General features: G+C 69.4%; 29 protein-coding genes. 16 read left to right on the top strand and 13 right to left on the bottom strand.

The genetic code is table 11. The annotated features are described in order from the left end of the window. Positions 1 to 15: 15 nt before the first annotated feature. Positions 16 to 642 carry a DUF1684 domain-containing protein gene (locus tag ACGFI6_RS22875; protein ID WP_393121651.1) on the bottom strand — a complete coding sequence of 209 codons (627 nt, stop codon included), beginning with the start codon at positions 640 to 642 and terminating at the stop codon, positions 16 to 18. Positions 643 to 653: 11 nt separating this feature from the next. Beyond that, positions 654 to 1334, bottom strand: coding sequence for a transglycosylase SLT domain-containing protein (locus ACGFI6_RS22870; protein ID WP_393121649.1), 681 nt, complete (start codon positions 1332 to 1334; stop codon positions 654 to 656). 168 nt (positions 1335 to 1502) lie between these two features. On the opposite strand from ACGFI6_RS22870, the gene ACGFI6_RS22865 reads away from it, so the two are divergent. From ACGFI6_RS22865 to ACGFI6_RS22850, 4 genes are all read left to right on the top strand, one after another. Continuing rightward, a complete protein-coding gene (locus tag ACGFI6_RS22865) occupies positions 1503 to 2204 on the top strand; it encodes a GAF and ANTAR domain-containing protein (RefSeq protein ID WP_393121647.1) in 702 nt (233 codons plus the stop codon). Positions 2205 to 2248: 44 nt separating this feature from the next. Further along, positions 2249 to 2887, top strand: a complete 639-nt coding sequence (locus ACGFI6_RS22860) for a VOC family protein (RefSeq protein ID WP_393121645.1) — start codon at positions 2249 to 2251, stop codon at positions 2885 to 2887. A 103-nt stretch (positions 2888 to 2990) separates the two neighbouring features. After that, complete coding sequence (locus ACGFI6_RS22855; protein WP_393121644.1) at positions 2991 to 3566, top strand: dihydrofolate reductase family protein; 576 nt, start codon at positions 2991 to 2993, stop codon at positions 3564 to 3566. Positions 3567 to 3611: 45 nt separating this feature from the next. Next, entirely contained in the window at positions 3612 to 5225 is a 1614-nt protein-coding gene (locus ACGFI6_RS22850; RefSeq protein WP_393121642.1) for a RecQ family ATP-dependent DNA helicase, read from the top strand. Here the strand turns inward: ACGFI6_RS22850 and ACGFI6_RS22845 are convergent. Then, positions 5215 to 6819 carry an alpha-L-arabinofuranosidase C-terminal domain-containing protein gene (locus ACGFI6_RS22845; protein ID WP_393121640.1) on the bottom strand — a complete coding sequence of 535 codons (1605 nt, stop codon included), beginning with the start codon at positions 6817 to 6819 and terminating at the stop codon, positions 5215 to 5217. The genes ACGFI6_RS22850 and ACGFI6_RS22845 overlap by 11 nt on opposite strands. A gap of 240 nt (positions 6820 to 7059) precedes the next feature. On the opposite strand from ACGFI6_RS22845, the gene ACGFI6_RS22840 reads away from it, so the two are divergent. After that, positions 7060 to 7785, top strand: coding sequence for an alpha/beta hydrolase (locus tag ACGFI6_RS22840; protein WP_393121638.1), 726 nt, complete (start codon positions 7060 to 7062; stop codon positions 7783 to 7785). On the opposite strand, the gene ACGFI6_RS22835 is transcribed toward ACGFI6_RS22840, so the two are convergent. After that, positions 7782 to 9494: a cation:proton antiporter gene (locus tag ACGFI6_RS22835; protein WP_393121637.1), complete on the bottom strand. Its 1713-nt coding sequence runs from the start codon at positions 9492 to 9494 to the stop codon at positions 7782 to 7784. The genes ACGFI6_RS22840 and ACGFI6_RS22835 overlap by 4 nt on opposite strands. Positions 9495 to 9621: 127 nt before the next feature. Between ACGFI6_RS22835 and ACGFI6_RS22830 the strand changes: the two genes are divergently transcribed. From ACGFI6_RS22830 to ACGFI6_RS22815, 4 genes are all read left to right on the top strand, one after another. Beyond that, positions 9622 to 10245 carry a VOC family protein gene (locus ACGFI6_RS22830; protein WP_393121635.1) on the top strand — a complete coding sequence of 208 codons (624 nt, stop codon included), beginning with the start codon at positions 9622 to 9624 and terminating at the stop codon, positions 10243 to 10245. 74 nt (positions 10246 to 10319) lie between these two features. Then, a complete protein-coding gene (locus ACGFI6_RS22825; protein WP_393121633.1) occupies positions 10320 to 10754 on the top strand; it encodes a VOC family protein in 435 nt (144 codons plus the stop codon). Between the two features lie 42 nt (positions 10755 to 10796). Next, the gene (locus tag ACGFI6_RS22820) at positions 10797 to 11531 is read left to right on the top strand and encodes a helix-turn-helix transcriptional regulator (RefSeq protein ID WP_393121631.1); all 735 of its coding nucleotides are present in this window, start codon (positions 10797 to 10799) and stop codon (positions 11529 to 11531) included. A 66-nt stretch (positions 11532 to 11597) separates the two neighbouring features. Then, positions 11598 to 11981, top strand: coding sequence for a VOC family protein (locus ACGFI6_RS22815; protein WP_393121629.1), 384 nt, complete (start codon positions 11598 to 11600; stop codon positions 11979 to 11981). A 9-nt stretch (positions 11982 to 11990) separates the two neighbouring features. On the opposite strand, the gene ACGFI6_RS22810 is transcribed toward ACGFI6_RS22815, so the two are convergent. Continuing rightward, the gene (locus ACGFI6_RS22810) at positions 11991 to 12740 is read right to left on the bottom strand and encodes an SDR family NAD(P)-dependent oxidoreductase (RefSeq protein ID WP_393121627.1); all 750 of its coding nucleotides are present in this window, start codon (positions 12738 to 12740) and stop codon (positions 11991 to 11993) included. A gap of 89 nt (positions 12741 to 12829) precedes the next feature. On the opposite strand from ACGFI6_RS22810, the gene ACGFI6_RS22805 reads away from it, so the two are divergent. From ACGFI6_RS22805 to ACGFI6_RS22795, 3 genes are read left to right on the top strand one after another with little or no spacing between them, the layout of a single operon-like run. Beyond that, positions 12830 to 13453, top strand: a complete 624-nt coding sequence (locus ACGFI6_RS22805; RefSeq protein ID WP_393121625.1) for a TetR/AcrR family transcriptional regulator — start codon at positions 12830 to 12832, stop codon at positions 13451 to 13453. A gap of 10 nt (positions 13454 to 13463) precedes the next feature. Continuing rightward, positions 13464 to 15590 (top strand): phosphate acetyltransferase, encoded by a 2127-nt coding sequence (pta, locus tag ACGFI6_RS22800; protein ID WP_393121623.1) that lies wholly within the window; start codon positions 13464 to 13466, stop codon positions 15588 to 15590. Further along, positions 15583 to 16776: an acetate/propionate family kinase gene (locus ACGFI6_RS22795; RefSeq protein WP_393121621.1), complete on the top strand. Its 1194-nt coding sequence runs from the start codon at positions 15583 to 15585 to the stop codon at positions 16774 to 16776. The genes pta and ACGFI6_RS22795 overlap by 8 nt, the downstream gene beginning before the upstream one ends. Here ACGFI6_RS22795 and ACGFI6_RS22790 read toward each other — a convergent pair. Beyond that, positions 16763 to 17407, bottom strand: coding sequence for a response regulator (locus tag ACGFI6_RS22790; RefSeq protein ID WP_393121620.1), 645 nt, complete (start codon positions 17405 to 17407; stop codon positions 16763 to 16765). The two genes, ACGFI6_RS22795 and ACGFI6_RS22790, sit on opposite strands and share 14 nt — an antisense overlap. Beyond that, entirely contained in the window at positions 17404 to 18354 is a 951-nt protein-coding gene (locus ACGFI6_RS22785; protein ID WP_393121618.1) for a HAMP domain-containing sensor histidine kinase, read from the bottom strand. Before ACGFI6_RS22785 ends, ACGFI6_RS22790 begins: the two co-directional genes overlap by 4 nt. Before the next feature lie 157 nt (positions 18355 to 18511). On the opposite strand from ACGFI6_RS22785, the gene ACGFI6_RS22780 reads away from it, so the two are divergent. Then, positions 18512 to 19060, top strand: a complete 549-nt coding sequence (locus ACGFI6_RS22780; RefSeq protein ID WP_393121616.1) for a hypothetical protein — start codon at positions 18512 to 18514, stop codon at positions 19058 to 19060. On the opposite strand, the gene ACGFI6_RS22775 is transcribed toward ACGFI6_RS22780, so the two are convergent. The 6 genes from ACGFI6_RS22775 to ACGFI6_RS22750 form a co-directional block, all read right to left on the bottom strand. Then, the gene (locus ACGFI6_RS22775; RefSeq protein WP_393121615.1) at positions 19048 to 20328 is read right to left on the bottom strand and encodes an SLC13 family permease; all 1281 of its coding nucleotides are present in this window, start codon (positions 20326 to 20328) and stop codon (positions 19048 to 19050) included. The two genes, ACGFI6_RS22780 and ACGFI6_RS22775, sit on opposite strands and share 13 nt — an antisense overlap. Next, positions 20325 to 20795, bottom strand: a complete 471-nt coding sequence (locus ACGFI6_RS22770) for a CBS domain-containing protein (protein ID WP_393121613.1) — start codon at positions 20793 to 20795, stop codon at positions 20325 to 20327. Before ACGFI6_RS22770 ends, ACGFI6_RS22775 begins: the two co-directional genes overlap by 4 nt. A gap of 135 nt (positions 20796 to 20930) precedes the next feature. Next, positions 20931 to 21506, bottom strand: a complete 576-nt coding sequence (locus tag ACGFI6_RS22765; protein WP_393121611.1) for a hypothetical protein — start codon at positions 21504 to 21506, stop codon at positions 20931 to 20933. A gap of 1 nt (position 21507) precedes the next feature. Further along, complete coding sequence (locus tag ACGFI6_RS22760; protein ID WP_393121609.1) at positions 21508 to 22464, bottom strand: DUF6286 domain-containing Asp23/Gls24 family envelope stress response protein; 957 nt, start codon at positions 22462 to 22464, stop codon at positions 21508 to 21510. Beyond that, positions 22451 to 22633 carry a hypothetical protein gene (locus ACGFI6_RS22755; protein ID WP_393121607.1) on the bottom strand — a complete coding sequence of 61 codons (183 nt, stop codon included), beginning with the start codon at positions 22631 to 22633 and terminating at the stop codon, positions 22451 to 22453. Before ACGFI6_RS22755 ends, ACGFI6_RS22760 begins: the two co-directional genes overlap by 14 nt. Positions 22634 to 22695: 62 nt before the next feature. After that, positions 22696 to 23202, bottom strand: a complete 507-nt coding sequence (locus ACGFI6_RS22750) for an Asp23/Gls24 family envelope stress response protein (RefSeq protein ID WP_393121605.1) — start codon at positions 23200 to 23202, stop codon at positions 22696 to 22698. Between the two features lie 210 nt (positions 23203 to 23412). Between ACGFI6_RS22750 and ACGFI6_RS22745 the strand changes: the two genes are divergently transcribed. The 3 genes from ACGFI6_RS22745 (at position 23413) to ACGFI6_RS22735 (ending at position 24955) form a co-directional block, all read left to right on the top strand. Further along, positions 23413 to 23970, top strand: a complete 558-nt coding sequence (locus ACGFI6_RS22745) for an RNA polymerase sigma factor (protein WP_393121603.1) — start codon at positions 23413 to 23415, stop codon at positions 23968 to 23970. Next, positions 23961 to 24521, top strand: a complete 561-nt coding sequence (locus ACGFI6_RS22740; RefSeq protein ID WP_393121602.1) for an Asp23/Gls24 family envelope stress response protein — start codon at positions 23961 to 23963, stop codon at positions 24519 to 24521. The genes ACGFI6_RS22745 and ACGFI6_RS22740 overlap by 10 nt, the downstream gene beginning before the upstream one ends. 98 nt (positions 24522 to 24619) lie before the next feature. Continuing rightward, positions 24620 to 24955: a hypothetical protein gene (locus tag ACGFI6_RS22735; RefSeq protein WP_393121600.1), complete on the top strand. Its 336-nt coding sequence runs from the start codon at positions 24620 to 24622 to the stop codon at positions 24953 to 24955. Positions 24956 to 24957 lie beyond the last annotated feature (2 nt).

The raw sequence follows: 24957 nt of genomic DNA, 5'->3' as shown, positions 1-24957 counted from the left end.
GTGCTGCTGACGGCGTTAGGCGTCGGCGGGAGCTGAGGTCAGCTCGCCCGCCGGCAGTTCCGTGGTTACGGTGCTTGTCGGTGGGGCGAGGGGGCAGGTCCAGTCGGGGCTGTAGGCGCAGGACGGGTTGTAGGCGAAGTTCAGGTCGACGACCAGCCGGCCCGCTGCGAGGTCGCCGCCGAGATCGGCGCCCTTCACGGTGTCGATCAGGTAGCGGCCACCGCCGTACGTCGACCGGCCGGCGAGCCCGTCCTTGACCGGGACGAACAGCCCGCCGCCGTACGACTCCAGCCACCACACGTCCAGCTCACCGATCGGCAGGTGCAGTACGCCGACGCGCGAGAACGGGATCACGCCGTCGGTCGTGGACGTGAACTCCCAGTTGTGCGGCTTCACGTCGGTGTCGATCGTGGCCTCGAAGCGGTACTGCGGGTCATATTCGGCGACCGGTGCTCCGGCGTACGTGCCGCGCTGCTCGACCGGGACCGGCGATGCGGGATGGTGCAGCAGCAGGTCGTCACGGCCGGCCCGCCAGCGCGCGTGCGCCACGGCCGGATCCGCCTCGGCGCGGACCGCTCGGTACAGGTCGAACACCTGGCGGCGCCAGTCGGCGACGGCCAGGGCGGGTGCTCCGAAATCCACGATGTCTCCAGTCAGCTCTTGAGTGCCTCGGCGGAGTCCGCCCAGTACTTGTGAATGCGGTCCAGGTACGACTGTGCCTGGGCGCCTGCCTTCCGGCCGCGGGCGAAGATCCGCATGTTGCCGCCGCCCGCGTTGTAGCCGAGGGCAAGCAATTCGTCCTTGGTGTAGAGGTCGGCGCGCTTGGCCGGCAGCCGTTTCGCCAGGTCGTGCAGGTGCCAGGCGGCGGCCTCGATCGCCAGCGCCGGATTGTCCGGCAGTTCCTCCCACTGACGCTTCGCGAAGTCCCGTCCGCGTTTGGTCTCGTCGAAGGCGGGCTTGTGCATGTTCGCGATCCCGAACGCCGGGTCCGAGTCGACCTGCGCCCACTGCCGCTCGAACTTCGGGTCGTGCGGCTTGTACGACTCGGCGTACAGGATCGCCATCAGCAGCTGTGGATTGATCCCGGCCGGCTTCGCGGAGCGCCGGACCTCGGCCGCGAAGTGCGCCGGGTCGTAGTCGTCGTACCACGGCTTGGTCGTCGTGGCCGACGGCTTCGGCTTCTCCGTCGTGATCGGAGTGGCCGGAGTGGTCGGCTTGGTCGCGGTTGCCTGTGGAGCCGGGGTGGACTTGCTCGTGCCGCTCTTGTCCGAGCAGGCCGCCCAGACTCCTACGAGGAGTACGCCGACCGCCACCCAGCGCCACCGCTTCGCCACCTGCACTCCGCCAAGCCTAGCCGGACGGCGAACGGCTCTCGTCCAAGCAACGCAATATCGAGCCAATCGCAGACTTTCAGGACGGAATCGTGCATTCTTACCGCACTAGGTGAGAACGGCAGCTCGTGCTCCGATCGGGAGCACTCGTGCCAGTCACGAGGAGCGGCTATGACTTTGATCGATCCCGGCCAGGAAGATGCGGCGACGACGTTCGCCAGGCTCGCCGTGGACCTGCACGAGGCGGGTGGTGTCGAGGAGACCGTGGACGCGGTCGTGCAGTTCGCGCTGCAGGCCTTGGACTGCACGTACGCCGGTGTCGCGCTGTCGTCCAGGGGTTCGCGGGCCGAGATCGCGGCGGTCACGGATCCGTTGGTCAGCGACGTCTTCGAGCTGCAGATCAGCAGCCAGACCGGCCCGCTGATGACGGCGCTGCGGGACCGTACGCCGGTACTGATCCGCGACACCGCACTGGACGAGCGCTGGCCGGAGTGGGCCGCGAAGGTGGCCGAACTCGGGGTCCGCAGCGTGTTCGACGTACCGCTCACGACCGGCAATCCGCGGACCTGGACGGTCGGGGTGCTCGGGCTCTACAGCCCGGACCCGGACGCGTTCGGGCCGGACGACGAGGCGGTCGCGCACATCCTTGCCCGGCACGCGTCGGTGGCGCTCGCGTCCGCCCGGAACGAGGCCGCGCTCGCGCAGGCGGTCGACGCCCGCAAGCTCGTCGGCCAGGCGATGGGGATCCTGATGGAACGTTTCGACATCGACGGCGACCGGGCGTTCGCCGTGCTGCGGCGCTACTCGCAGGACACCAACACCAAGCTGCGGGACGTCGCGCAGCAGCTCATCGACACCCGCAAGCTGCCCTAGCCGGACCCTGGCGCCGCGCGGAAAGCGCTTGCTAGGGTGCGGGAATGATCTACGAGCTGAATCATGTCGGCGGGCGGGTCCGGGATCTCGACGCGAGCCTGGAGTTCTACGGCGGACTCGGCGCGGAGGTGGTCGACCGGTTGTTCATGAGCGGATCGCGGGTCAATCGCGTCCACATCCAGCTTGCGACCGGCCTGGTCGAGTTGCTGCACCACGAGGAGCCCGACGAACAAGCGACGTACGGACTGAACCACGTCGGCTTCATGACCGATGACCTCGACGGGGACTATGCGCGGCTGATGGCGCTCGGGTACGACGAGTTGTCCTCGCCGCGGGTGGCCGGCAGCGGCCAGGGGCGACTCGCCTTTCTGTCCGACCCGAACGGGGTGCGGGTGGAGCTGTTGCAGCGCAGCGAGGAGTTCCGGGTGCCGCCGATCACGAGCGGTGCCGTGCAGGCGTTCTCGTACGTCGGTGTCGCGGCACCGGACCTCGACGCCGCCGCCGAGTTCTACGGCACGCACCTCGGCATGGAGCAGGTCGCCGACGACACGTTCCGGCTGGGTGCCGACGCCGTCAAACTCTTGCCATCGGCAACCACCACGATCGACCACCTGGGTCTGGCCGGCACCCCGTCCGGCAACCCGGTCGCAGATCCCGACGGCAATCGAGTCGCGTTCGCCTGACTCGGAGTGACCGGGGTCACATTAGGGTGGTGTCGATCTGCCGGTGCGCTGCCCGACGCACAGGCAGAAGCACCCACTGACCCTGATCAAGGAGCACCAGACGATGCGTACTCTCATCACCACTGCCTTCCTGTCCCTCGACGGCGTCATGGAGGCGCCGGGCGGCGAGCCCGGCTACCGCAACTCGGGCTGGACCTTCAAGGACATCCCGTTCGACCCCGCGGCGTACGCGCTGAAGGGCGAGGAGCAGGAGCAGGCGACCGCGCTGCTGCTCGGCCGGGTCAGCTATGAGGCGTTCGCCCCGGTCTGGCCGAAGATGACCGACGACTTCCCGGGCTACAACGCGATGCCGAAGTACGTCGTCTCGACCACCCTCCAGGACGGCGACCTGGTGACGAACTGGGGCGAGACCACGATCCTGCGCTCGCTCGACGACGTCGCCGCGCTGAAGCAGACCGAGGGCGGCCCGATCATCATCAACGGCAGCGCCACCCTGAACCGGAACCTGTCCGACGCCGGCCTCATCGACCAGTACAACCTGCTGCTGTTCCCGGTCCTGCTCGGCGCGGGCAAGCGGCTGTTCAGCGACGCCGACCGGGACAAGCTCAACCTCAAGTTGACGTCGAGCGAGTCCTTCCCGAACGGCATCCAGAGGCTTACCTACGACGTGCAGCATTGAGCCGCTGTATTACCGTTCCCCGCATGAGTGTTGTGGGGATTCGCGATGCCGGTTGACGTCGCCGCGCTCGCGCTGGAGCGGCTCGGATACTCGACGTTACGACCCGGCCAGGAGGAGGCAGTACGGGCGGTGGTCGACGGCCGGGACACGCTGGCCGTGCTCGCCACCGGGACCGGGAAGACGGCGATCTACCAGCTGGCCGGGCTGGCGCTCGGCGGGGTGACGGTCGTCGTCAGTCCGCTGGTGGCGCTGCAACGCGATCAGCTGCGGGCACTGTGTGCGAACCTGACCGGCGTTGGCGTTGCGGAGATCAACTCCACTGACCACGCCGGCCGGCGTGCGGCGCAGGACATGCTGACGAACAACCAGCCTGGTTTCGTACTGCTGTCGCCCGAGCAGTTGACGCATCCGGACGTTCTCGAGTTGCTCGCAGCGTCCCGGCCTCGGCTGCTGGCCGTGGACGAAGCGCACCTGGTCAGTGAATGGGGTGAGGACTTCCGCCCCGACTACCTCCGGCTCGGCGCCGCGATCCGTGCGATGGGGCGGCCGCCCGTGCTGGCGCTCACCGCGACCGCCGCTCCCCCGGTCCGCAAGCAGATCGTGCACCGGCTGGAGCTCGACGATCCGGAGGTGGTGGTCGGCGGCTTCGACCGGCCGAACCTCAACCTCGCGGTGTTCGCGTTCGCCGACGACGACACGAAGTACCGCAGGCTGCTCAGCCACGTCCGGTCATCGAGCGGGCCGGGCATCGTGTACGTCGGTACGCACCGGCATGCCGAGGATCTCGCGTCCGAGCTGCACACGGCAGGGGTGGCCGCGTCGGCGTACCACGCCGGCCTCCCGGTCAAGGAGCGTCGCGCGGTGCAGGACTCGTTCCTCGCCGGGGACTGCCGGGTCGTGGTCGCGACCATCGCGTTCGGGATGGGCATCGACAAGCCGGACATCCGGTGGGTCGCCCATGCCGAGGCGCCGTCGTCGATCGACGCCTACTACCAGGAGATCGGGCGCGCCGGACGCGACGGCGAACCGGCCGACATCGAGCTGTTCTTCCGGCATGCGGACCTCGGCCTGAACAAGTTCTTCGCCTCCGGCGGCGTCACCGACGCGGACCTTCGCACGGTCGCCGCAGCAATCGCCAAGGACAGTCCGCAGACCGTCGCCGTACTGGCGAAGGCAGCCGGGCTCAGCGCCGCCCGCGTGGAGCGGGCGCTCGGCCGGCTGACGGACGCCCGAGTGGTTGCCGTCGGCCACCAGTTCCGGCTGACCACGGGCGTCGACGAGGCGGTTGCGGCAGCGTCGGCCGTGGAGCACGACCGGCGCGAGGTCGCGCGCTCCCGGGTCGAGATGATGGCCGCCTACTCGGAGTACGGCGGGTGCCGGCGCGAGTGGTTGCTCAGCTACTTCGGCGAACGCTACCAGGGCCCCTGCGGGAACTGTGACAACGACCTCGCCGGCCGGACGGCTGCGCCGGCCGAGGACGAGCCGTTCCCGGTCGGCAGCCGGGTCAACCACCGCAAGTTCGGTCCGGGCTTGGTCGAGCACTACGACGGCACCGCGATGACGGTCCTGTTCGACCGCGTCGGCTACAAGGAGCTCCGGACGGCGTTCATGATCCACAACCACCTCCTGCAGGCGGAGGATCAGGACGCTACCGGTTGAAGGCGAGCAACGTGATGCTGTGCGGCGGGAAGTCGTAGGCCCCTTCGGTCAACTCCTGAGTGCCGAGATCGCGGAGGGCTACGGTGTCAGGTGCGCTCAGGCTGTTCGAGGCGAGTACGTCGTCCGCGCTCAATCGCTTGAGGCTGCACCGGGCGGGCAGGGCGTCGCTGCGGCCGTCCAGCGTCAGCGCCGTGCGGATGGCGGCGTCGCGATGGCGGTTGATCACGGCGATCCGGATCTCGCGCCCGTCGACGGTCTGGGTCGCGGACACGTCCAGGTCCGGGACCGTCGCCGGCTGGGTGCGGAACTCGCCCCGCGAGTCCCGCTCGTCACCCTGCCGTACGGCGGTCAGCCGGCCAGATGACCGGACGTCCGCCGCGAGCGCGATCGGGCCGAGGTGGTTCTGGTAGAGGTCCCAGACGTGGTACGTCGCCGCGCGCACCGAACCGTTGGGACGGGCAACGATCACGCCGTTCGCGTTCAGCAGGTTGACGGTGTTCGCCATCGTCACCGGGACCTCGCGGGCGCCGGCCCGGTGCAGGGCGTGGAAGACGCCGGCGTAGAACAGTGCGTCGGCGAGCGTCCGCGGGCTCCAGCGGTTGACCCGGTGCGCGGGATGCGTCGGCAGGCCGTCCAGGTCGCGGGCGACCGTTCCACCGTCGCCGGACGGCTGCGGGTCGGGCCAGCTCGCCGGCTCCACGTGCCGGATGTTCCACTCGTCGAGCGCGAGACCGAGCGGGCGCTCCACACCGGCCCGCGCGGCGAGCGCTGCCACAAGGTCGGAGTACTGAATGATCTGCTGCTCGAAGTAGAGCGACTGGGCAACGATCACGTCGTACTCCGCAGCGCCGTCGATGAGCTGCGTGGTCGCGCCGTACAGATGGAACGAGAGGTAGTCGATCTGGTTGCCCACAGCCCGCAGTACGGCGTCGGTCCAGCCATCACGGTCGTCGGTCTTGCCAACGGCGATGAACTTCAGCGACGGGTCGACCGCACGCATGAACCGGGCGTGCTCGGCCGCGTCGGCGGCGTACGCGGCGGCGGGGCGATGGCCCATCTGCCAGTCGCCGTACACCTCGTTGCCGAGACCCCAGTACTTCACGCCGTACGGTTCGCGGCCGCGGCGGCGGGTGTACTCGGTGTCGCCGGCGTAGTTCGTGTACTCGACCCAGCGGACCGCCTCGTCGACGTCGCGGCAGCTGTGCGCGAGGTACGGCTCGGTGCCGACCTCTGCGCACCAGGCGAGGAACTCGTCGGTCCCGAAGTGGTTGTTCTCCTCGGAGCCCCACGCCAGCTCGAGCCGCCGCGGGCGATCGGCGCGCGGCCCGATGCCGTCCTCCCAGTGGTACGCCGACGTGAAGTTGCCACCGGGCCAGCGCACGATCGGGAGGCCGAGCTGCTGGCAAAGCTTGATCACGTCCGTACGCAGACCGTTCCGTGCGTCGGCACCGGAGTGCGCCAGCGGCGATCCCTCGTCGAAGACGCCGCCGTCGATGTTGCCGAAGAACGCGGACTCCAGGAAGTGCCCGTAGATCATCGGGTCGATGGCGTGCCGGCGGTCGGTGCGGACGTCGATCGTGGCGGCAGAAGTCACGATCCCCGACTCTTTCGCCGCGCCACCGACTTTGTCAACACTGTGGGGATATTGCCAACCCACCGTTAAATCAGTGGCACCGCCAGCCGCGCGCGGCTACGGTTCCGGCAGACGTGACGTTGAGCGAGGAGGTGGTGCCCGATGACTGCAATTCGACGGGTGCTCCCTCTTTCCGTCACGGTTCGGCGACCGGACTAGGTGTCGCCAGGAGCGCCGACGGCTCTCCTGAGAGGCATCATCATGAACACTCTGCGCTCCACCACCACGAACGGTCTGCTCGAACGTGAGTTCACGCTCGGCGACGATCTCCACGGCGTGCTCTGGTCGCCGTCCGAGGATCCGGCTCCGCTGGTACTGCTCGGGCACGGCGGCGGACGGGACGCGAAGGCCGCGCCGATGGCCGGCCGGGCCAAGCGCCTCGTCGAGGCCGGCTTCCACGCGGTCTGCATCGACGCACCCGGACACGGCAACCGGCCGCGGACGGCGTACGACGTGCAGCAGGAAGCGGCGATGAAGGAGGCGATGGCCACCGGCGTACCGGTCGGGCCGATCGTCGTCCCGTACAACCGGCACCTGGCCGACCTCGCCGTACCGGAATGGCAGGCGACCCTGGACTTCCTCGAGGGGTTGCCCGGCATCGAGGGCCCGATCGGGTACTTCGGGCTGAACATGGGCACCGCGATCGGCGTACCGCTGACGGCCCGGGAGCCGCGGATCAGTGCCGCGGTCTTCGGGATCTTCTGGTACGACGAGCAGCTCGCGACCCACGCCCGGGAGATCAAGATCCCGGTCGAGTACCTGCTGCAGTGGGACGACCAGCACATCCCGCGCGAGTCGGGGCTGGCGTTGTTCGACGCGTTCGCGTCCACCGAGAAGACCTTGCACGCCAACTCCGGGGCGCACAAGGAGGTCCCGCGCTTCGAGGTGGACAGCATGGTCCGGTTCTTCCAGCGGCACCTCCGCTAGGCAGGGCTGAACCGCTCGACGGTGTCGAGGAAGCCTTGGACCTGGCGGTATGTCTCGGAGCTGTACGCCCCGACGCTGCGTTCCGTCGCCAGGGCTTCCCGCATCGCGTCCAGGTAGCGGCGCTGGACGACCGACATCTGTTCGCGGGTGTCCGGCTTGGTCTCCCGGAGCTGCTGGCTCCCGGAGACCAGGCGGGGCACGATCCGGTCCTTCAGCGTGCGCGCCACGTCCGGGTCCAGTGGCTCGCCGTCCACGGTCTGCTCGTCGAGCGGACCGACGGCGTCGATCGCCGCCTCCCCGATCTGCCGCATCAGCTCCTGGACGGCATCGCGCTTGTCCTCCGCGGTCTCCGGCCGGAACCGCATCCTGGCGATCACCGCGGGCAGCGAGATACCGAACATCACCAGCGTGATCAGCGCGACGATGAACGCCGCCAGGACGACGGTCGCGCGGTGTGGCGTACCGGCCGGAATCGTCTGCGCCGCGGCGACCGTGACGACGCCCCGCATCCCGGCCCAGGCGAGCACCAGCAGGCCGCGAGCGGTGATCGGCTCGCGTTCCTCGAAGTCCGCGTCCGCCCGACCGCGGGCCAGCCGTTTGCGGGCCCACGCGACGCGGTTCTCCTCGCGCTGGGTCGACGGCTCCAGTGATTCCAGACGCTCCTCGAACTGGTCGAGCTGAGCATGCGCCTGCTCGTGCCGGTTGTTCGGTCCGAAGTGGCTCTGCAGCGCCGGCCAGGCGAGGCCGAGGAACCGCAGCGCGATCAGCAGCCCGACCACCAGCAGTACGAGCACCGTGATCTCGCCGAGCGTGGTCTCCGCGCGGGCGTCGTTCACGAGCTCGGGAAGCTCGTAGCCCATCGCCAGGAAGACACCGCTCTCCAGGATGAAGCTGATCGTCGTCCAGGTGGTCGACTGCGTCTGCCGGTCGCGGGCGCTGAACCGGCGGTTCCCGAGCGCGCCGGTCAGCAGCCCCGCGATCACGACGGCGAGGACGCCGGACGCGCCCGCTTCCTCGGCCGGGAAGTACGCGAGGAACGGGACGGCGAACGAGATCGTCGTGTTCAGGACCGGGTCGTCCAGGCGCTGACGCAGGACGACGGTCAGGTACCCGATGATGCCGCCGATCAGGATCGCGCCGACGACCGCCCAGGCGAAGTCGAGGATCGTGTGCCCGAGCTTGAAGTGGGTGGTGACGGCGAGCGCGGTCACTGCGGTCCGCAGCACGACCAGCGCCGACGCGTCGTTGACGAGACTCTCGCCTTCGAGCACGGTCATCAGGCGGGGTGGCAGGCCGACCCGGTGCCCGATCGCGGTCGCCGCGACCGCGTCCGTCGGGCTCACGACCGCACCGAGCGCGACGGCCAGCGCGAACGAGATGCTCGGGAACGCCGCATGCACGAGCGCACCGATCACCAGCGCCGACACGATCACCATCACGATCGACAGCCACGCGATCAGCCCGAAGTTCCGCCGTACGTCGAGCACCGGCAACTTCACCGCGGACGTGTAGAGCAGTGGCGGCAGGACTCCCGCGAGGATGATCTCCGGCTCGATGTGGATGGCCGGCGTACTCGGCAGGTAGCTGGCGCCGATCCCGAGCGCGACGAGCAGCAGCGGTGCGGCGACACCGGTCCGCCGCGCGAACACCGAGGCGGCGATCATGATCGCAAGCCCCGCACCGGCAATCGGAACGATCTGATGGTCCACGCGACAGCACTTTAGGCGCGGACACCGGTGGGTCAGGGGAAATGACCAGGGAAACCCACTGGTGTCACCGGGCGGCGCGGGCGGCAGATTGGGACTCACCGGAACACTGCTGATCCTGGAGGAAGTCATGAGCACCGACCTGAAGTTCGAAGCCGTAGTCATCCCGGTGGCCGACGCCGACCGGTCCAAGGAGTTCTACAGCGGGCTCGGCTGGCGGCTGGACGCGGACTTCGCGTTCGACAACGGGTTCCGGGTCGTTCAGTTCACCCCGCCGGGCTCCCCCGCGTCGGTCCAGTTCGGCCGCAACATCAGCTCGGCCGACCCGGGCACCGCGCAGGGCCTGTACCTGGTCGTCGACGACATCGAGGCGGCACGTTCCGAGCTGCTCGCGGCCGGCGCCAAGATCGGCGAGGTCTTCCATCCCGCCGCGCCGGGCGCTCAGTTCAACCCGGCCGACGCGGACGGCAGGGTCGCCGGGCCGGCCGACGAGCGGTCGAGCTACGGCTCATTCGCGACGTTCAGCGACCCGGACGGCAACACGTGGCTGCTGCAGGAGGTCACCGAGCGGCTCCCGGGGCGTGTCAGTGAGGCGACGTACGCCTCCGTCGACGACCTCGAGGCCGCCCTGCGGCGCGCGGCCGGTGCGCACGGTGAGCACGAAGCCCGTACCGGCCAGGCCGACGAGAACTGGCCGGCCTGGTACGCCGCCTACATGCTGGCCGAGCGCACCGGATCGGAATTGCCCCAATAGCGGATGTAGAGAACGCCGGCGCGGCCTCGTCCTCCGGGTAAGTTGCAGCACCTACTCGGAGGAGAACCACCAAGATGGCAATCAAGCGCATGGACCACATCGGCGTCGTGGTCACCGATCTCGCGGCGGCGAAGGCGTTCTTCTTCGAGCTCGGCATGGAACTCGTCGGCGAGACGACGGTCTCCGGCGCCTGGGTGGAGGGCGTGTCCGCACTGCCCGGTGTGGTCGCGGACATCTCGTTCCTCCGGACGCCCGACGGGCACGGGCAGCTCGAGCTGACGACGTACCGCGAACCGCTCGCGACCACCCTGGAGCCGTCCGCCCCGCCGAACACGCTCGGCCTCCGGAACCTGATGTTCGTGATCGACGACGTCCACGACACGGTCGAGCGGCTGAAGGCGCACGGCGGCGAGCTGGTCGGGACGATCGAGGAGTACCAGCCCGGCAACTACTTCTGCTACCTGCGCGGACCGGAAGGCATCGTCGTCGCGATGGCGTCGGAGGGCTGAGCACGCCGGTTTTTGTCCATGGTGCCGCCTAGCGTGCGAGACATGAACCGGATGGATCGGCTGTACGCGCTCGCGGAGGAACTGCGCGCCGCAGGACCCCGCGGGCGGACGGCGCGGCAGCTGGCCGCCCGCTTCGAGGTCAGCGTACGGACCATCGAGCGCGACCTCAGCGCGCTGGGACAGGCCGGCGTACCGCTGGCGACGAAACAGGGGCGCACCGGCGGGTACTCGGTGGATCGCTCGATGAGCCTCCCGCCGCTGAACTTCACCCCGCGGGAGGCGATGGCCGTCGCGGTCGCGCTCAGCCGCAGCGACGGTGTGCTGTTCGCGCGTGACGCCCGGACCGCGCTGCAGAAGATCGTCGCCGCGATGCCGCAGCGCGATCTGGACGAGGCGCGGACGGCGGCCGCGAAGGTGCGGCTGCTCGTGCACCCGATCCCGGATCCGGACGGCGAGGTCGCCGAGCAGATCTGGCGCGCGGTCCGCGACAACCAGGTGCTGCGGATCGCGTACACCAACGCCGAGGGCATCGAGACCCTCCGCGAGATCGAGCCGCAGCACGTGGTTGTCGGACCACGCGGGTCGTACCTGACCGCCTGGTGTCATCTCCGCGAGCAGGACCGGGTGTTCCGGATGGACCGGATCAGCAAGGCCGAGCGGACGGCGACCGTACCGTTGCGCCCGCCGGCCAGCGGCGACCTGCACGTGGACGGCCACGAGACCAAACTGCCGGAGGCCGCGCTGCGTCCGGAGGAGCTTTTCCCAACACCGACATAGGGCTGTCGCGAACCGCTGAGAACGTGGATCTCGTTGCTGAACACCACCGTTGCGAAGGAGAGATCCATGAGTACTCCGGCCCCCAACACCCTGGCCTGGTTCGAGGTCGCGACCGACGACCCGGCCGCCGCAGAGAAGTTCTACGGCGGCCTGTTCGACTGGACGTTCGAGTCGTCCGGAAGCCTGACGTCCGGCGGCCTCGACTACCGCAACATCAGCGCGTCCGGCGCGCCGCAGCCGATGGGCGGCCTGTTCGCCACCAACGGCGAGCTGCCGAACCACGCCGTCTTCTACATCCTGGTCGCCGACCTGGAAGCCACCTGCGCCACCGCGGAGAAGCTGGGCGGCACGCTCCTCAACAAACGCCTCAGCAGCTCCCCCGGAACCCCCGACTTCGCCTACCTCCAGGACCCCGCCGGCAACAAGTTCGCCATCTTCACCCCTCGTTAGGCCGGTTGGTCAGACGGCGAGGCGGCCGCCGTCGATCGGGAGGGTGGCGCCGTGGATGAGGGAGGCTGCGTCGGAAGCCAGGAAGACGATGCCGGCGGCGATCTCGTCGGGGGTTCCGACGCGGCGCAGTGGCGTCGTGCTGGCCAGGTTGTCAAGGCCCTCACCCATCACCGCTGTTCCCTCGGTACGGGTCGGACCGGGGCTGACGGCGTTCACCCGAACACCGGCGGCGCCGAACTCCGCGGCCCAGGACCTGGTCAGCAGCTCGACTGCCGCCTTGCTCGATCCGTACGCCGCCATGCCCGACATCCCGACGTACGCGACGACCGTCGTCACGTTGACGATCGCGCCGGATCCGCGGGCCGCCATCAGCGGTGCGAGCTCCGCGACCAGGTAGAACGGTGCGCGGACATTCACGGCATACACGGCGTCGAAGTCGGTGTCGGCCACCTCGGCGGTCGGGCCGAACGGGAAGATCCCCGCGTTGTTGACCAGTACGTCGACGTGGCCTCCGCCGAGCTCGATCGCCTGCTTGGCCAGCGACCGCACGCTGTCGAGCTCGGCCAAATCCGCCTGCACGAAGTCTGCCGTGCCGCCGGCGGCACGGAGCTGCGCAACCACGTCCTGCCCGCGCGCCACGTCCCGCCCGCTGATCACCACATGCGCGCCGCGGGCCGCGAGCTGGGTGGCGACGGATCGCCCGATCCCGCTGTTGCCGCCGGTGACGAGTGCGGTCCGGCCGGCGAAGTCCTGCGTCATAGGTGTTCCCATCACTGGTTGGAGTATTTGCTCCAATAGTTCGCGGTAGGGATTGGAGTATCAACTCCAAAATCCGTAGGCTGGGGATCATGACGCAGACGGCACGGCGGCTCACCCCGAAGGGACAGGCGACCCACGACCGGATCGTCGAAACGGCAGCTCGGCTGATGATCGACCAGGGCGTCGCCCGGACGACGATCGAGGACATCCAGGCGGCGGCCGGCGTGAGCCCGTCGCAGCTGTACCACTACTTCCCGGGCAAGGACGCGTTGGTGACGGCTGTCATCGACCACCAGACGATCCAGGCGCTCGACGTACAGCAGAGTTGTCTCGGGGAGCTCGACACGATCGACTCGCTGGGTCGCTGGCGGGACGTGATGGTCGGCATCCTGAGCGAGGTGCAGTGCGCGGGCGGCTGTCCGCTCGGGTCCCTGGCCAGCGACCTGTCCGAGAGCGATCCGGTCGCCCGTATGCAGCTCGCCGGAGCGTTCGCCCGCTGGCAGGAGCTGATCCGCGACGGTCTGGTCGCGATGCAGGACCGCGGCGAACTCTCCGCGTCCGCGAACCCGAGCGACCTCGCCGTCGCCATGCTGGCTGCGGTCCAGGGCGGTCTGCTGCTGAGCCAGGTCAACCGCGACCCGGCACCGTTGCGCATCGCAGTCGACACCATGATCGACCACCTGCACGCCCTGACTCGCCCGGCGGTTCCGTAGGGTTCGCAGTATGGGTAGCAGTGTTTATGTTGCTTCGGTGGAAGGGACGACCGGGAAGTCGACGGTGGCCCTTGGGGTGTTGCATCAGTTGGCGCGGCGGGTGCGGCGGGTGGCGGTGTTCCGGCCGGTGGTGCGGGCGGACACGGCGACGCACGGCGGGCGGGACTACGTTCTCGATCTGCTGATCTCGCAGGACGCGGTCGACCAGTCGTACGAGGACGGAGTCGGCGTCACGTACGAAGCGGTGCACGCGGACCCGGATGCGGCGCTGGACACGATCGTGCAGCGGTACCACGCGGTTGCGGAGCAGGCTGATGCGGTTCTGATCGTGGGGAGCGACTACACCGACGTCGGTACGCCGACCGAGTTCTCGTTCAACGCCAAGATCGCTGCGAACCTGGGTGTTCCGGTGCTGCTGGTCGTCAACGGGTTCGGGCGGACACCGCACGACGTGCGCGCAATCACCGACCTGGCCGCGGCCGAGCTCGCCGCGAACCACGGCACGCTGTTCGCGGTGATCGCCAACCGCGTCGGCCAGGAACCCAGCGACGGTGCTGCGGGTGGCGACGGTTCGGTTGGCGTGACTCCGGAGGCGTTGGTTGCGGCGCTCGACGGGATCGGCGCGCCGGCCTTTGCGATCCCGGAGGAGCCGATCCTCAACCAGCCGCTCGTCGCGGACCTGCTCGCCCCGATCGACGGCCGGCTGCTCAGCGGCGATCCGCAGCTGCTGACCCGCGAGATCAGCGGGCTGATGATCGCCGGGATGACGATGCCGAACGTCCTCGACCGGCTGTTCGAGGGCGCGGTCGTGGTCACCGCCGGCGACCGCCCGGAGGTCGTGCTCGGCGTGGTGATGGCGCACGCGTCCCGTACGTTCCCGCAGATCGCGGCGATCGTGCTGAACGGTGGCTTCGAGCTCCCCAGCCAGGTGCGCCGCCTGATCGAGGGCCTCGGCGTCACGCTGCCGCTGATCGAGACCCGCCTCGGTACGCAGGCCACTTCCACCAAACTCACCGCCGTCCGCGGCCGCCTGACCAAGGACGCGCCGCGCAAGATCGACACCGCACTGGCGCTGTTCGACTCCTCGGTCGACGGGCCGGCCCTGCTCGATCAGCTCGCCCTCGCCCACACCAGTGTGGTGACACCGCTGATGTTCGAGCACCAACTCGTCGACCGGGCCGTGTCCGACCGCCGGCACATCGTGCTGCCGGAGGGCGAAGAGGAGCGGATCCTGCGCGCCGCCGACGTTCTGCTCCGGCGTGGGGTCGCGGACCTGACACTGCTCGGCGACCCGACCACGATCAGCGCGAAGGCGGCGACCCTCGGCGTCGACGTGAGCGCGGCGACCGTCGTACATCCGGAGGACAGCGAGCTGACCGAGCGGTTCGCCGCCGAGTACCACCGGCTGCGGAAGCACCGCGGCGTCGACCTCGACCGGGCGCGAGAGGCGGTCCGCGACGTGTCGTACTTCGGCACGATGATGGTCCAGCTGGGCCTCGCGGACGGGATGGTCTCGGGCGCCGTGCACACCACCGCGCACACCATCCGGCCGGCGCTCGAGGTGGTGAAGACCGTGCCGGACGTCTCGGTCGTCTCGTCGGTCTTCTTCATGTGCCTGGAGAACCAGGTCCTCGTGTACGGCGACTGCGCGGTGAACCCGGATCCGAACGCGGAGCAGCTCGCCGACATCGCGATCTCGTCCGCCACGACGGCGGCGGCGTTCGGGGTCGAGCCGCGGGTCGCGATGCTGTCGTACTCGACCGGTACGTCCGGCACCGGTACCGACGTCGAGAAGGTGTCCAAGGCAACGAACATCGTCCGCGAGCGCGCACCACAGCTGCCGGTCGAGGGCCCGATCCAGTACGACGCCGCGATCGACGCGGCGGTGGCCCGGACGAAACTCCCGGACTCCCCCGTCGCCGGGAAGGCCACAGTCTTCGTGTTCCCGGACCTGAACACCGGCAACAACACGTACAAGGCTGTGCAGCGCTCGGCCAACGCGGTGGCGGTCGGTCCGGTCCTGCAGGGCCTCCGGAAGCCGGTCAACGACCTGTCCCGCGGGGCGACCGTCCGCGACATCATCAACACGGTCGCGATCACCGCGATCCAGGCACAGCAGGGTGGACACGATGAGTGAACATGTCCTGGTCATCAACGCCGGATCGTCGTCGCTGAAGTACAGCCTCGTCGACGCGGCGTCGGGCGAAGCGGCGGCGAGCGGCCTGGTCGAGCGGATCGACGAGGAGCAGAGCCATCACGTCCATCACGGGCCATCGGGTGCGGTCGACGACGACCGGCCGATCGCTGATCACGAGGCCGCGCTGGAGGCCGCAGTCCAGGCCTTCGAGAAGCACGGTCCCGCGCTCGGGTCGGTCGAGATCGTCGCGGTCGGGCATCGGGTCGTGCACGGCGGCGACCGGTTCGCGGCACCGGCGCTGGTCGACGACGAGCTGATCGCGGCCGTCACCGATCTGGTGCCGCTCGCTCCGCTGCACAACCCCGCGAACCTCGAAGGGATCGAGGTCGCGCGGCGGCTGTTCCCCGATCTGCCGCATGTCGCGGTCTTCGACACCGCGTTCCACCAGACGTTGCCGCCGTACGCGTACACGTACGCCGTGCCGTCGTCCTGGCTGGACGACTACGGCATCCGCCGGTACGGATTCCACGGGACGTCGCACGCGTTCGTCTCGGAGCAGGCCGCGCGGGTGCTCGATCGCGATCCCGCCGAGGTGAACGTGATCGTCCTGCATCTCGGCAACGGCTGCTCGGCCGCCGCCGTACGGGGTGGGGAGTCGGTCGACACGTCGATGGGGCTCACGCCGCTCGAGGGACTTGTGATGGGGACCCGGTCCGGCGATCTCGATCCCGCCGTCCACGGGCATCTCGCGCGCGTCGCCGGGCGCACCGCGGAGGAGACCGACCGGGCGCTCAACTCCGAGTCCGGGCTGAAGGGCCTGGCCGGCGTCAACGACTTCCGTGAGGTGCTGCGGCGCCGGGCGGACGGCGACGAGCGGGCACGGCTCGCGTTCGACGTCTACTGCTACCGGCTCAAGAAGTACGTCGGCGCGTACTACGCGGTCCTCGGCACGGTCGACGCGATCGTCTTCACCGCCGGTGTCGGCCAGCACTCCGCCGAAGCCCGCGCCGCCGCGCTGGACGGCCTGGAGCCGCTCGGCATCCGGCTGGACCCGGTCCGCAACGCCGACCCGGACGGCCCGATCGTCTCGACCGACGACAGTCCGGTCAAGGTCCTCGTCATCCCCACCAACGAGGAGTGGGAGATCGCCCGCCAGTCCATCGAGGTCTGCGCTACGGCTCGATGAGGCCGGCGCGGATCGCGTAGCGGGTGAGCTCGGTACGGTCGCGCATGCCGAGCTTCTGCAGGATGTTGGCGCGGTGCCGTTCGACGGTCTTGTAGCTGATGGTCAGGATGCGGGCGATCTCCTTCGACGGATGGCCCTCCGCGATCAGCTTCACGACCTCGTCCTCGCGGTCGGTCAGCACCTGACCGGGCACGCGTTCACCCCGGCGGACGCGGTCCACGTAGTCGCGGACGAGCGTGCTCATCACGCCCGGATACAGGAACGACTCGCCCCGGCCCGCGGCGCGGCAGGCATCGACGAGATCCCGATCGGCGACCGACTTCAGTACGTACCCGCTCGCGCCGGCCTTGAGCGCGGCGAAGAAGTACTGCTCGTTGTCGTACATCGACAGCATCAGGATCCGCGGTGGATCCCGCCGGCGGGACAGCTCCCGGGCCGCCTGCAGCCCGGTCATCCGCGGCATCGCCACATCCAGTACGGCCAGATCGACCGGCGTGTCCCGGAACGCCTGCAGCGCCTCCGCGCCATCTCCTGCCTCGGCCACCACCTGCAGATCCGGCTCGCTGTCCAGGATCAGCCGTACGCCGCGACGCACCAGCGCGTGGTCGTCGGCGAGCAGGATCCGGATCATGGCCGCTCCAACGGAACCGTGAGGCGCACCGCCGTACCGCGATCTCCGGGGCCGACCGACAACTCGGCTCCGATCAGCAAGGCCCGCTCCCGCATGCCGCGAATCCCGGTACCTTCCTCGGCGCCACGCATCCCCGTTCCGTCGTCCTCGACCGCGAGGATCACCGCATCGCCGTGTCGTTGCAGCGACAACTGCACGCTGCAAGCCTCCGAGTGGCGGGCCGCGTTCGTCAGAGCCTCCTGCGCGACGCGGTAGATGACCAGCTCCCGATCGGCCCCCAGCTCGGGCAGCCCAGGCGAGGTCACGCGCCGTACCCGCATGCCGTGCGCCGAGAACTCGGTCGCGAGCGCAGCCAGCGCACTCTGCAGACCCAGATCCTCCAGTACGCCCGGGCGCAGCCGGCGCGCCACACCACGCACCTCGTCAAGCGTCGCCCGCGCGGTCTCCTGCACCTCGAGGAGATCCTTCTGGACAGCGGGCGGCAGGCCGGACGACAGCTGCTTGAGACCGAGCAATACGGCCGTCAGCCCCTGGCCGATCTCGTCATGCAGTTCGCGCGCGATCCGGTGCCGCTCGGCCTCCTGCGCCTCCAGGGCTTTCGCGTTGCTCCGCCCGCGTTCGGTCTCCAGCCGTTCGAGCATCGCGTTGAATCCGCGGACAAGATGCTCGACTGCGCCGTTGCGCGACTCCGGCAACCGGCGTCCCGGCCGCTGCAGGTCGACCGTGTCCATCAGCCGCGCCAACCGGTCGAGGGGCGCCAGGCTGGTGCGCAGCAGGATCGAGTTCAGTACGACGATGCCGATCAGGCCGAGCACCAGCACGACGGCCTCGGACTCCAGCACGGTCGCGGACACCGTGACGGGCGCCAGTGCCAGCGCGGCGGTGCCGACCACGAACACCAGTCCGTTGATCAGGCAGACCCGCCAGTACAAAGGCAATCCGTTCACCTCTCCACCCTCCACCACGCGACGCGGTGAAGTCCATGCAGGCAAGCAAAAGTGGGTGTCAGCACTCATACCGCCGTTCCGTTCGGTCTTGCAGACTGGAGTTGCGGCGAGAGGCCGTCGCCGCGCTCAATTCTGCTCGGCGGCCCCGGGAGGCACCATGCTCGGCACGACCCCCGTCCTCGCGGCGCCGGCCGCGCATCCATGGGCGATCCTCGGCGCGCTCCTCGTCCTCGCAGCGCTGGCCGCACTCGAACCACGCGTGGTGCCCCGCGCCCGCCTGCTCGTCGTCCTGCGCTCCGGCCGGGTCGACCGGGTGGTCACGACCGGACTCGCGATCCGCTGTCCGTTGCTGGAGCGGTACGTCTGGTTGCCGAGGGCATGTATGCGGCAGCCGCTGTCCGTCACTGCCCGCAGCCGCGAAGGCATCGAAATCCGCGTCTCCGGTGAGATCGATGTGCAGATCATCGACCCTGCTGCGGCCGTCGAGCACACGCTCTTCCCGGTCGATCTCGCACTCGACGAGGCCGAGCGGAGCCTGACGCGGATGGTGGCCCGGTCTGACCTGGCGGCGCTCGCGGACCTTCCGGCGTACGTCGAACTCATGGTCGAGGTGCCCGGCGTACAGATGACCGCGGTCGAGATCGGCACCGTCGAGATCGCGCTCACACCGCACGCGCTGCGCTCTGTCGCGGCTCAGGTGAAGTAGCGCAGCCACACGTACACCCAGGCCATTCCGATGCTGAGGGCGGTCACCACGACGCCGTACCGCGTGAACTGCCAGAACGTGATGTGGTGACCGCTCCGCGAGGCGATGCCGAGGGCAACCACATTGGCGCTTGCCGCCACCGCCGTACCGTTACCGCCGAAGTCGGCGCCGAGTGCGAACGCCCACCACAGCGAGTTGCCCGTCTGCGGTTCCTGCTCGACGATGCCTTCGACCACCGGAGTCATTGTCGCGACGTACGGGATGTTGTCGAAGAACGCCCCGAGCACGCCGGAGCCGAACAGCAGAGCAGTTGCCGCGAGCAAGTACCGGTCGCCGATCGCGTCGACCGCCCAGTTGCCGATCGCCTCGATCACGCCGGTGTGGACGAGGCCGGACACCATCACGAACAGGCCCATGAAGAACACCAGCGTGGCCCATTCGACCTCTCGCAGGACCTCCCCGACGTCGGCCTTCGCGACCAGCACCATCACGCCTGCGCCGATCAGCGCGACCAGCGACGGCTCCAGGTGGATCACGGAGTGCAGCGAGAAGCAGGCCACCATCAGCGCGAGCACGATCAGGCACTTCGCGAGCAGCCACGGATCGCGGATCGCCCGGCGTTCCTGAAGGGCCAGGACCGCGGCGACCTGTTCGGGATTGAACCGGAAGTCCTTACGGAACAGGAACCGTGACAGCACCACGAACAGCACGAACACGATCACCACGATCGGCGTCATGTGCACCAGGAAGTCGTTGAACGTCAGGCCGGCCCGGCTGCCGATGATGATGTTCGGCGGGTCGCCGATCAGCGTCGCGGCGCCGCCGATGTTGGACGCCAGCACCTCGGCAATCAGGTACGGCTGCGGCCGGATCCGGAGCCGTTCGCAGACCACGATCGTCACCGGCGCGACGAGCATGATCGTGGTCACGTTGTCCAGGAACGGCGACGCGATCGCGGTGATGATCATCAGCAGCACCATCAGCCGGTACGGCCGGCCGCGGGACCGCTTCGCCGCCCAGATCCCGAGGTAGTCGAAGACCCCGGTCTGCTTGATGATCCCGATCACGACCATCATCCCGAGCAGCAGGAAGATGACGTTCCAGTCGATCCCCTCGTGCTCGGAGAAGAACACCTCGGTCCCCGGCGCGAGCCCGAGGACGAGCATCGCGGCGGCACCGATCAGCACCACCTTGACCTTGTCGGCCTTCTCCGTCGCGATGTAGAAGAATGCCAGGCCGAAGATCGCCAGCGCGACGAACGGCCTCACCCCGGCGGCTGGTCCTCGAGCCCGGCGACCGCCAGGCTCGTCAGCAACCGATCCAGCGTGATCACGCCGGTCAGCAGTCCGTCAGTTCCGGTCACCGCGACGAGCGGCGTCCGCCCGCGGGCCATCAGCGCCGCGATCTCCAGCAGTGTCGCGTCCTGCGTCACGGTCACCGGCCGGGCGATCGGGTGCGGCAGGCAGTCGCCGACCGCGAACCCACCGAGCTGCCGCCAGAACGCGTCCGCCGACGACTCGTCGACCGTGCGGGCGAGCAACGGGTCGTCCTGGTACGCCGCCGGAATGCACAGCCGCAGTACCTGCGAACCCGGGAGCACCGCGAGCGGCCGGCCGGCCTCGTCGACGACGACCAGCCCGGGCATCCGCCCCACCGCCATCAGCTGCACGGCCTTCACCACCGGGTCGAACACACCGACCGTCGGCAGCCCGATCGCTATGTCGACGGCCCGCATCGCCGCTCCCTGCCCAATCGCCCCGACACCACTCACCTTGACCTCCCCGACCGCCGTTCGTACGGCCTACTCAGAGATCAGTCTTGTCGCCAGAACACCCCCCAACCATGGGGTCCACACCCCAACTTCACCGCCTCAAACCACCCGCGGCTGGGCGGTCGTCCGGTCGTTGCGAGCGACGCGGAGCCGGACGCGGTGCCTGAGGTGGGGCAGGCCGAGGACGGTGTGCAGGTCCGCGGCGGTACGGGTGATGGCGGCGTGGACCGTCTCGAGGTCGGCGGTCGGCTCGATCGTGCACTGCAGCTCGGCGACCAACTCGCCACGGTCGGCGACGACCCTTCCTGAGCCGTCGCGGATCTCGGGGATCCTCGCCAGGTCCGCTGCCGCGGCGGCAACCGCGGCGTGCGCATCGGCGTGCAGCCGTCCGTTCTGATCGGAGGCGGGGAGGCTGAACCGGCCGCTGACGCGTCGCGGGAGGTGTCGCACCAGCCACCACAGGCCCAGCAAGATCAGCAGCACCCCGGCGACACCCGTTGCCCATGGCCACCATGATGTGGCGGTGTAGTCGGCCGGGCCGTGGACCTTGAGCGTTTCGGGTGCTCCGGGCAGTACGTCGTACCACCAGCAGAGCGCGAAGGCGCCGCATGCGATCAGGATGAACGCGATCAGGAGACCGACTGTCCGGTCGAGGGCGATGACTCCACGTCGCATGTCAGTCCTCCCGGAGTTCGATCCGGACCCGCGGTTGCGGGCTGACGGTACGCAGGCGTTCGGCAATCGACGTGCCGACTTCGTCGCGGACCCGGGCAGCATCGCCGAAGGTCGTGATCGTCGCGTGCAGCCGGCGGCGCTTGGCGGCGACCGAGGCCGCTGTCACCGAGTCCAGGCCGGTGGCGCTCTCGGCGGCAAGCCGGGCTGCATCCGCCGCACCGATCCAGACGATCGTGTCGGGACCTTGCACAGCCAGGTGCGTGCGTCGGCGCGGTTTGACCGCGATCACGAGCAGCAGCAGGCCGATGACCACCGCAGCGATGCCGGCTGGACGCAGCCAGCTCGTGGGCTCGAGTACGTCGGTCCATCCGAACCAGCTGGGCCGGATCACGTCGCCGCGCAACAGACCGACCGAGCGGAGCATCTCCGCAACACCAACCGCCCCGACCACGATCAGGATAAGTGCCCCAACAACACCGATCGCGGCGGCCACCGGCCCCGCAACCGGACTCCGCGCAGGCACAGGAGGAGGCCCGTCCTGGTGGCTGCCTGCTTGGGTGATGGTTGCCGGGGTGATTTCTACGGCTGTGATTTCTACGTCTACTCGGTCGACTCCGAGGGCGGTGAAGCGTTCGATGTCGGTGGTGACCGCCTGCCGTACTTCGGTTGCTATCTCGCTCAGCGGTCGGCCCCAGGCCGCGGCCACCTGGACCTCGACCCGCGTACGCCGGCCGGCGATCACCGCACGCGCCTTCGGCAGACCACGTCCGAGCACCGCGTCCCGGCGTACCACCGCACCGTGCCGCCGGGCGGTGATCTCCGCGATCCGCTCCACCGCCCGCTGAGCGATGTCGAGCCGCCCTCGATCACCCCCGAATGCGACCGAGGACGGCTCGGGTACCGGGGTTGCCGGGAGTGCCGGGGTTGCCGCAGGGGCGCGGAGGTCAGCCACGACCACGGCGGGAGATCAGGTCGTCGAGCCCCTTCGTCCCGTCGGACAGGAACCGGCCGACGGCCAACCCGACCGCGCCCAGCACGAGCGCGAGCAGGAAACCGGGAAACCCGCCGGCCGCGGCGGCGATGGCGATCAGCAGACCGGCGAACAGACCGATGGTCGACGTGCTCACGTGCTCTCCTCCGAGCTCAACTGGGATTTACTGACTCAGCTACCGGCCTCGGGGCCGATGGCTCACTGCACCCGGCGCTCGGCCGGGACGTCGTCGGTCTCGTCGTCCTCGTCGTCACCCTCGAGGTGCACGTCGCTGACCGCGATGTTCACCTCGGTGACCTCGAGCCCGGTCATCCGCTCGACCGCGGCGATCACGTTGCCGCGGATCGCGGTGGCCAGGTCGGCGATGCTCACGCCGTACTCCGCGACCAGCTCGATGTCGACGGCGGCCTGCTTCTCCCCGACCTCGACCGAGACGCCCTGGGACAGGTTCGTCCGCGAGCCCGGGATCCGCTCGCGGAGCATGCCGACCGCCCGGGCCGCGCCGCCGCCGAGCGCGTGCACGCCCTCGATCTCCCGGGTCGCGATGCCGGCGATCTTCGACACCACGATGTCGGCGATGGTCGTCTTCCCCGACGTACCGGTGCCGTCGGCAACGATGTCCTTGGGCGCCGGCGCGGTGCCGGGAGTTGTGGTGCGCCGGGCGGTGCCCTTGGCCGGGTTCTCGGTGGTCACGGTTTCGGTCATCGGCCGATGCCTTTCTCGTCAGCGGTTGTGCTCGTACGACCGTTGGACAACGGCAGGACCGGAATCGTCACGCGCCGGATCGCGACTTTCCGCGGCGCGGCGTCGTACACACGCCCAAGGGTGACATGTCTCACGACGTCGATCCGGGAGGCTACCGTGACATCTGTGTCCTCGGCGTCGTCTTCACAGCATGTTCCACCTGGAGCCGCGGTGACCGGCCGCGTGGCGCTCGTCGAGCTCGACGAGGCGACGCTGGTTGCGCGCGCCCGCGATCGCGACCCGGCGTCGTTCGAGCTGCTCGTCCGCCGGTACCAGCGGCGGATCTACACGCTCTGCGTGCGGATGCTGGACGGCGCCAGCGGTGAGGCCGAGGACATCACGCAGGAAACGTTCGTGACGGCGTGGCGCCGGCTGCCCGAGATCCAGAACGACGCGGCGTTCGGCGGCTGGCTCTACCGCACCGCGACGAACAAGTGCCTGACCGTGCTGCAACGGCGGCGGCCGACCGTCGGCCTCGACGAGCACCATCCGGCCCCCGACGACCACGACCCGGAGCGGGCGGCCGGCACCACGGCCGCGATGAACGCGCTCTCAGACGCGCTCCGCCAGTTGCCGCCGCAGCAACGCGCCTGCTGGTTGCTGCGCGAGGTGCACGGCCGCTCGTACCAGGAGATCGCCGGCCTGGTCGGTACGACACCGACCGCCGTCCGCGGACGGATAGCAAGAGCCCGCGCCGAGCTCGCGGAGGTGATGAAGCCATGGAAATGACCCCTGGGACCAGTGAGTTGCACCCGCTCGCCTGCGGACGAACCGTCGAGGACGTGTGGGACGAGCTGGACAGCGGTACGCCGAGTGCGCATCTGACCGGGTGCGCGCACTGCCGGACGGCGCGCGCCAGCCTCGAGCAGCTGGCCGAGGCGACCGCCTTCCTGATCGACGACCCGGTCGAGGTGCCCAACAGCCTGCTGGACCGGATCATGACCGCGGTGCGCGCCGACGCGAACCTCGGCCGGACGCTCCCGCTCCCGACCGATGGCGCGGAGGTCGAGCTGTCGGTGCCGGCGTTCGCTGCCGTACTGCGGTACGCCGTGGATGCGGTGCCCGGGATCAGAGCCCGGCAGTGCCGGATCGAGCTGGTGCCGGAGCGACCGGACGCGGTACGGGTATGGATGACGGTCGCGCTGCGGTTCGGGTCCGGAGAGGTCGCCGCGCTGGCTCTCGCCCGCGAACGCGTCGCGGCCGCGCTGCGAGGACAGGTCGGCTACGACCTCGACCGCCTCGACTTCGAGGTCGTCGACGTCTGGACAGACCCCCGATGATCCTCGGCAGCCCATCCGACGAGTCCGAAGGCACAGCCGCCGCAGGCGGGGCCGGCTCGGCTGGGGGCCGACTTGGTGATCAGGCGGATGTTGAGCGGGTGGTACTTGCTGAGGCTGCGGCGTCGGCGGCGCGAGCTGTCGGCGGCGTCGTACGGCTGCAGCCTGGGCTGATGGGACTGCTCAAGCAGCTCGCCGCGCAGGCCTGGGAGCGTGCGACCGGCCGCCCGGTCCCCGACGTGGCAGGCATCGACGTCGACCTGCACGCCGACGGCACCGTCCAGGTCGACGCACGCATCGTCACAGCAGCCGACCACTGCGCGGCCGACGTCGGCACAGCCGTACACACAGCCATCACCACCGCCCTGGAGCCGCTCACGGTCCAGCTCACCCGCGTCCGCGTCCGCATCGTAGAAATCGACCTGGAACCCCACTGAGG

This window comes from Kribbella sp. NPDC048928 (genome assembly GCF_043197975.1).
Classification (GTDB): Bacteria; Actinomycetota; Actinomycetes; order Propionibacteriales; family Kribbellaceae; genus Kribbella.
The sequence above is the reverse complement of the archived record's forward strand: the minus strand, read 5'-3'. Positions and strand labels throughout refer to the sequence as shown.

What these genes read in the sequence shown, in the direction of transcription:
- ACGFI6_RS22865 (WP_393121647.1), top strand. Translation starts at nt 1,503, where the DNA reads ATGACTTTGATCGATCCCGGCCAGGAAGATGCGGCGACGACGTTCGCC.
- ACGFI6_RS22860 (WP_393121645.1), top strand. Translation starts at nt 2,249, where the DNA reads ATGATCTACGAGCTGAATCATGTCGGCGGGCGGGTCCGGGATCTCGAC.
- ACGFI6_RS22855 (WP_393121644.1), top strand. Translation starts at nt 2,991, where the DNA reads ATGCGTACTCTCATCACCACTGCCTTCCTGTCCCTCGACGGCGTCATG.
- ACGFI6_RS22850 (WP_393121642.1), top strand. Translation starts at nt 3,612, where the DNA reads ATGCCGGTTGACGTCGCCGCGCTCGCGCTGGAGCGGCTCGGATACTCG.
- ACGFI6_RS22840 (WP_393121638.1), top strand. Translation starts at nt 7,060, where the DNA reads ATGAACACTCTGCGCTCCACCACCACGAACGGTCTGCTCGAACGTGAG.
- ACGFI6_RS22830 (WP_393121635.1), top strand. Translation starts at nt 9,622, where the DNA reads ATGAGCACCGACCTGAAGTTCGAAGCCGTAGTCATCCCGGTGGCCGAC.
- ACGFI6_RS22825 (WP_393121633.1), top strand. Translation starts at nt 10,320, where the DNA reads ATGGCAATCAAGCGCATGGACCACATCGGCGTCGTGGTCACCGATCTC.
- ACGFI6_RS22820 (WP_393121631.1), top strand. Translation starts at nt 10,797, where the DNA reads ATGAACCGGATGGATCGGCTGTACGCGCTCGCGGAGGAACTGCGCGCC.
- ACGFI6_RS22815 (WP_393121629.1), top strand. Translation starts at nt 11,598, where the DNA reads ATGAGTACTCCGGCCCCCAACACCCTGGCCTGGTTCGAGGTCGCGACC.
- ACGFI6_RS22810 (WP_393121627.1), bottom strand. Translation starts at nt 12,740, where the DNA reads ATGACGCAGGACTTCGCCGGCCGGACCGCACTCGTCACCGGCGGCAAC.
- ACGFI6_RS22805 (WP_393121625.1), top strand. Translation starts at nt 12,830, where the DNA reads ATGACGCAGACGGCACGGCGGCTCACCCCGAAGGGACAGGCGACCCAC.
- pta (WP_393121623.1), top strand. Translation starts at nt 13,464, where the DNA reads ATGGGTAGCAGTGTTTATGTTGCTTCGGTGGAAGGGACGACCGGGAAG.
- ACGFI6_RS22795 (WP_393121621.1), top strand. Translation starts at nt 15,583, where the DNA reads ATGAGTGAACATGTCCTGGTCATCAACGCCGGATCGTCGTCGCTGAAG.
- ACGFI6_RS22790 (WP_393121620.1), bottom strand. Translation starts at nt 17,407, where the DNA reads ATGATCCGGATCCTGCTCGCCGACGACCACGCGCTGGTGCGTCGCGGC.
- ACGFI6_RS22780 (WP_393121616.1), top strand. Translation starts at nt 18,512, where the DNA reads ATGCTCGGCACGACCCCCGTCCTCGCGGCGCCGGCCGCGCATCCATGG.
- ACGFI6_RS22770 (WP_393121613.1), bottom strand. Translation starts at nt 20,795, where the DNA reads ATGCGGGCCGTCGACATAGCGATCGGGCTGCCGACGGTCGGTGTGTTC.
- ACGFI6_RS22765 (WP_393121611.1), bottom strand. Translation starts at nt 21,506, where the DNA reads ATGCGACGTGGAGTCATCGCCCTCGACCGGACAGTCGGTCTCCTGATC.
- ACGFI6_RS22750 (WP_393121605.1), bottom strand. Translation starts at nt 23,202, where the DNA reads ATGACCGAAACCGTGACCACCGAGAACCCGGCCAAGGGCACCGCCCGG.
- ACGFI6_RS22740 (WP_393121602.1), top strand. Translation starts at nt 23,961, where the DNA reads ATGGAAATGACCCCTGGGACCAGTGAGTTGCACCCGCTCGCCTGCGGA.